This window comes from Pseudomonas sp. SDO524_S393 (genome assembly GCF_054071875.1).
Window position 1 is genome coordinate 1 of sequence record NZ_JBSVVZ010000131.1, and the last position, 5,588, is coordinate 5,588.

The 5,588-nt window shown below is 62.3% G+C and carries 5 protein-coding genes; 2 read left to right on the top strand and 3 right to left on the bottom strand.

The window, feature by feature from the left end; all coding sequences use genetic code 11:
- Nucleotides 1-77: 77 nt before the first annotated feature.
- From asd to ACW9IB_RS29145, 3 genes are read right to left on the bottom strand one after another with little or no spacing between them, the layout of a single operon-like run.
- Nucleotides 78-938 carry an archaetidylserine decarboxylase gene (gene asd / locus ACW9IB_RS29135; RefSeq protein ID WP_457416755.1) on the bottom strand — a complete coding sequence of 287 codons (861 nt, stop codon included), beginning with the start codon at nucleotides 936-938 and terminating at the stop codon, nucleotides 78-80.
- A gap of 15 nt (nucleotides 939-953) precedes the next feature.
- Nucleotides 954-1,769, bottom strand: a complete 816-nt coding sequence (gene rhdA, locus ACW9IB_RS29140) for a thiosulfate sulfurtransferase (protein WP_457416757.1) — start codon at nucleotides 1,767-1,769, stop codon at nucleotides 954-956.
- A 57-nt stretch (nucleotides 1,770-1,826) separates the two neighbouring features.
- The gene (locus ACW9IB_RS29145; protein ID WP_457416759.1) at nucleotides 1,827-3,362 is read right to left on the bottom strand and encodes an HDOD domain-containing protein; all 1,536 of its coding nucleotides are present in this window, start codon (nucleotides 3,360-3,362) and stop codon (nucleotides 1,827-1,829) included.
- Nucleotides 3,363-3,529: 167 nt separating this feature from the next.
- Here ACW9IB_RS29145 and motA point away from each other — a divergent pair, with 167 nt between their 5' ends.
- Nucleotides 3,530-4,381, top strand: a complete 852-nt coding sequence (gene motA, locus ACW9IB_RS29150) for a flagellar motor stator protein MotA (protein ID WP_457367208.1) — start codon at nucleotides 3,530-3,532, stop codon at nucleotides 4,379-4,381.
- Nucleotides 4,382-4,384: 3 nt separating this feature from the next.
- Nucleotides 4,385-5,401 (top strand): flagellar motor protein MotB, encoded by a 1,017-nt coding sequence (gene motB, locus ACW9IB_RS29155; protein WP_457367209.1) that lies wholly within the window; start codon nucleotides 4,385-4,387, stop codon nucleotides 5,399-5,401.
- The last annotated feature ends 187 nt before the right edge of the window (nucleotides 5,402-5,588 follow it).

Sequence of the window (5,588 nt, forward strand, 5' to 3'; positions counted from 1 at the left end):
AGTCAACCTTTCAGTGACTGAACCACCGCAATCGCGGGCAAGCCCGGCTCCCACATTTGATTTGCATCGGCTTCAAATCAGGCTTTGGGTGCAGCGATGCCCTGGCCCATCTGCACTGGTGTACCCGCCGCCAGTTCTTCAGCCCACTTCACCTGATCCGGCCCGAACAGCACGATGGCGGTCGAACCCAGCTTGAAGCGACCCAGTTCCGCACCTTTTTCCAGATGGATTGGCGCACGCGCGGCTTCGTCGTAGCGGAAGGTTTTCAGCTCGCGTTTGGGCGGTGTCACCAGCCCGGCCCACACGGTTTCAATCGACGCCACGATCATCGCGCCCACCAGTACCACGGCCATCGGGCCGCGTTCAGTGTCGAACAGGCACACCACGCGTTCGTTGCGCGCAAACAGTTCCGGCACGTTTTCGGCGGTGGTCTGGTTCACCGAGAAGATGCGGCCTGGCACGTAGACCATTTCACGCAAGGTGCCGGCCAGCGGCATGTGCACGCGATGGTAGTCCTTGGGCGACAGGTAGATGGTGGCGAAATCGCCGCCCATGAACGGCGCGGCCACGGTGGCATCACCGCCCAGCAGCTCCAGCACGCTGAAGCTGTGGCCCTTGGCCTGGAACACGCGGCCATGTTCGATTGGACCGAGCTGGCTGACTGCGCCGTCTGCGGGGCTCAATACGGCACCCGGGGTTTGATCCAGCGGGCGGGCACCGTCTTTCAGGGCGCGGGTGAAGAACGCATTGAAGTGCTCGTAGGCGGTGACGTCTTCAACCAGCGCCTGGGACATGTCCACTTGATAACGCTTGGCGAACCAGGTGGTGAAGGCATTCTTGAACCAGCGCACGCGGCACTCGGCAATGCAGCCGGCCAGGCGCGACAACAAGTGATGCGGCAGCAAGTACTGGCTGAGGATGAACAACTGCTTTTTCATAACTGTCCTTAAACCTTAAATCTCGACGGGGGTGTCGGGGTGGTTGCCCCATTCGCCCCAGGAACCGGCATAACCTTTGACTCGCGGATAACCGAGCGCCTTGGCCACCAGGTAGGTGAAGCCAGAGCGGTGGTGAGTCTGGCAGTGGGTGATGATTTCTTTGTCGCGGGTCAGCCCGAGGTCTTCGAGGATCTGCGGCATGTCGCGGCGGATGCGCAGGTTGCGAGCCTTGTCCATGCCGGCGGTCCATTCGAAGTTCACGGCGCCAGGGATATGGCCCCCCTTGGCGGCCAGGACTTTTTCGCCGGAATATTCCAGCGGGCCGCGCGCGTCCCAGATCCCGAGATCGGCAGCACCCAGGCGGCTTTGCAGGTACTCGCGGGTGGCAGTGGGGCCGTCGTGCAGCGTGAGGCTGACCGGGCCGCCGACAGGTGCGGGTACGTCGGTGGAGAGCGGGTGCCGGTCTTCGAGCCAGGCCAGCAGGCCGCCGTCGAGGTAGTGGTATTTCTGATGGCCGATCACGTCGAGCATCCAGATGAAGCGCCCTGCCCAGCCGCCGCCTTCGTCGTCGTAGACCACGTAGGTGGCATCGGGCGTGTGGCCCAGCTCGCCGAAGAGTTTCTCGAGGTCGGCCTTGGCGGGCAGCAGGCCGGGTGCCGGTGGCTGGCCCAGTTGGGTGCGCTTGGGGTCAACGAAATGCGCGCCGGGGATATGCCCTTCGGCGTAGCGGGCGGCACTGGTGAGGTCCACCAGAATCAGGTGTTCGGCATCAAGGCGACCTTGCAGGTCGCTGGATTCGATCACCAGCGGCAAGCCAGAGAAGTCAGGCATGTGAGGTCTCCTGGGCACAAATGTTGGCGATAAAAGAGGGGGATTGTAGCGCAAGCATCAAACGTTGCGGTTGGTAAAGCTGTGCAGGGCTTTCTCGATGCATTGAGCGGTTTTGCCGAACGCCTGCACGGTGGTTTCCGAGAACGGACCGCCGCCCTGGTCAGCCACCATCAGCATCACCACCTTGCCATTGCAGCTCAGGGAGCGCAGCAACAAATGCTCGCCGGTGAACAGGCGGCGCAGGACGGGGGGCAGCAAGGCAGAGAACTGCACCAGGTTGTCGGGCGTCAGGCGCACCTGGGCGGGCTTTTCCAGCAGGCGTTGCAGCAGTGTGCTGTTGACCACATCGAGGCTGAGGTGGTCGGCGTCCTTCGGCAGGCCGTCGGCCTGGTGCACGCGCAAGTTGCTTTGGGCGCGGTCGGTCATCAGCAGCATCACCCGCTGCATGCCGCTGGCCACCAGTGCTTCCTTGGCGCACGTGGTCAGGTGCATGGCGTTGGCGAAGCGGCTCGGCTCCACCAGCAGTTCGGTGCAGCGCTTGCGCCATACGGCCAGGGCTTCGGCTGTGGGTGGTGGGGCCGGCAGCAGGCCGCGATGGATCTTCTGCACGTGCCAGGGCCAGATCAGCGACAGAGCCGGGTGCCAGAGGTCGGGCATCAAGGTGGTGCGCGCACTGGTCACGGCTTGCTGATGGGTTTGCTGTTGCACCTCGCCCAAGGGCTGTTGCAGGTACAGGGCGGTCAGGTACTGCCAGCGCTGAGTGTGCGGGCAGGTCCAGGACTCCTGGGCCGACATCGCCAGACCGTTGGCCAGCAGTACGGTGTTGGCCGGCTGGTTCAGCCAGCGACGCAGGTTGGGTTCGGCGTCGAGCAATTGTTGATGGCGCAGTGGGTCGTCTTCCCGGGCGATGTGCAGCGCCTTGACCAGCAGGCGCTGTTCGGTCAGCAGCAGGGTGTAGCCCTGGGAAACCCAGATCGGCAAGTGCCAGGTTTCGGTCAGCCCGATGCACAGGTCCAGCAGGCGCACGCCGAACAATTCCTGCTCGACCGCACGGGCCGGCTGGCCTTTGTGGATCACCCGCAGTTCCCACTCTTCGAGTAGCTTGGGATAGGCCACGGCCATCGGCCACAGTGGCGACAGAAACAACAGGCTGCCCCAGTGAATGTCCTGCCACAACCGCGCCAGGCGGCTGCCGAACAAACCGTTGGCTTGCTGCGAGGCGTGCTGGCTGACCAGCAGCAGTTGGCGCAGAGCCACGGGTATTTCCTGGGCCGGCACCGAGGGCAGGCGCGCCAGCAAGTCCTCGGCGCGCTTGAGGCCCAGGCGATTGAGGGCCACTTCGAGGTTTTCGGCCGGCTCCGCCAGGCTGCCATGGGTGTGGCTGTTGGCCTCGCGCATGACGCTGAGCACCAGCGCCGGGCTGCTTTGCATCAGTTCGGCAATGTCTCGCAACGAGCTGCGGCTATCGCGAATGGCTTTGCACACGCGGTCATGGCTGGCTTGGGGGACGGGCAGTAGCACGTCATCCAGGCGCTTGATCCAGGCGGCGAGTGTGGTGGGTTTTGCAGTTGGGACTTTCGTTTCATTAGCCATGATTGGGGCGCGATCATCACTTGCGGTCAACACGCCCGGAGCGGGCCGAACTGGCTTTTCGCCTTAACGGGCTATAGTCTGGCGCAGTTTTGCCGATAAGTAGAACAAGAGTTTTTCAGTTCCCCCAAATATGTCCATGAACCTGACGGCGCAAGTACTCATCTCCTATGGCTAAAATTATCGGCATCATCGTCGTCATCGCTAGCGTGCTCGGTGGGTACGTTCTGTCCCACGGTAAAATTGCCGCACTGATCCAGCCTTTCGAAGTGCTGATCATTGGTGGTGCGGCGTTCGGCGCATTCTTGCAGGCCAACCCGGGCTACATGACCCTGCATGTGGTCAAGAAATCCCTGGGCATGTTCGGTTCGCGCTTCTCCCACACCTTTTATCTGGAAGTGCTGGGGCTGATCTACGAGATCCTCAACAAGAGCCGTCGCGAAGGCATGATGGCCATCGAGGCCGACATCGAAGACGCGGCGGCCAGCCCGATTTTCGCCAAGTACCCGGCAGTGCTCAAAGACGAGCGCATGACCGCGTTCATCTGTGACTACCTGCGCATCATGTCCTCCGGCAACATGGCGCCCCATGAGCTGGAAGGCCTGTTCGACATGGAGCTTTTCAGCCTCAAGGAAGAGCTGGAGCACCCTTCCCACGCCGTGACCGGCATCGCCGACGGTATGCCCGGTTTCGGTATCGTGGCGGCGGTACTCGGTATTGTGGTGACCATGGCGTCCCTGGGTGAAGGCGATCAGAAGGCCATAGGCATGCACGTGGGTGCGGCGCTGGTGGGTACCTTCTTCGGTATTCTGGCGGCCTACGGTTTCTTTGGTCCGTTGGCGACGTCCCTGGCCCACGATGCCAAGGAAGAGGTCAACCTGTACGAAGCGATCAAGGCCTGCCTGGTGGCCTCGGCGTCCGGCATGCCGCCATCGCTGGCGGTGGAGTTCGGTCGCAAGGTGCTGTACCCGAAACATCGCCCAAGTTTTGCCGAGCTGGAACAAGCGGTTCGCGGTCGCTAAATCATGGAAAACAACCAGCCGATAATCATCAAGCGCGTCAAGCGCTTCGCTGCGGGGCACCATGGCGGCGCCTGGAAAATCGCCTTCGCCGACTTTGCGACGGCGATGATGGCGTTCTTCCTGGTGCTGTGGCTGATGTCCACCGCCACGCCTGAACAGAAGATCGCCATCGCCGGTTACTTCAAGGACCCGATAGGGTTCTCGGAAAGCGGCACGCCTTTCGTGATCGACCTGGGCGGTTCGCCGCAACTGGCGCCTGAGCGCACCATCAACCCGGAAATCAAGACCGACTCGCCCCAGGAAAAAATCCCGATCGAGCGCGACACCGTCGAGGCCATGGCCGAGCAGGTCGAGCAGGAGCGCCTGGAGTTGCTGCTGCAAGAATTGCAGACCAAGGTCGAGGAAAACCCGCAACTGTTGAAGTTCAAGGACCAGATTTCCTTCGAGATCACCCCTGAAGGTTTGCGCATCCAGATCACCGACGCCGCCAACCGGCCGATGTTCGACTCCGGCAGCGCGCGCTTGAAGCCGTACTTCGAAGACATCCTGCTGGCCATGGCCGACACCATCAAGGCGGTGCCGAACAAGATCAGCATCAGCGGGCATACCGACGCCAAGCCTTACGCGGGTCAGGGTGACTTCGGCAACTGGGAGCTTTCGGCCAACCGTGCCAACGCCGCGCGACGTGCGCTGGTAGCGGGCAGTTACCCGGACCCGCAAGTGGCGCGTGTGGTGGGTTTTGCCTCTTCGCAGCTGTTTGATCATCAAGACCCGTTCAACCCGGTCAACCGCCGGATTGACATCGTGGTGCTGACCAAAAAGGCCCAGCGTGCGATTGAAGGTGACCAAGCGCCAGTGGCCCCGACCCCAGGTGCCGGTGCGCCCGGTGAAGTGCCGGCAGATCCGAACGCTCTTCCGCCCGGGCAGGAACCCTTGCCGGCCCATGAGCTGCGGCAGAAGCTGAATCTGTTTGATGACGGTGGGGTGAAGGATCCTACGGTGCCGGGAACCGGCTCATAGAGGCGCCCTTATTGTGAATGGGCTTGTTGTGGTGAGCGGGCTTGTCCCGCGCTGGGCTGCGAAGCGGCCCCAATAAGGCTGCCGCATTTAGTCAGCGAATTCGCGGTGTCGGGTTTCAGGGCCGCTTCGCGCCCCAGCGCGGGTGTAGAACCGGACACATCGTTTACATCTGAAACCGGAGACATCG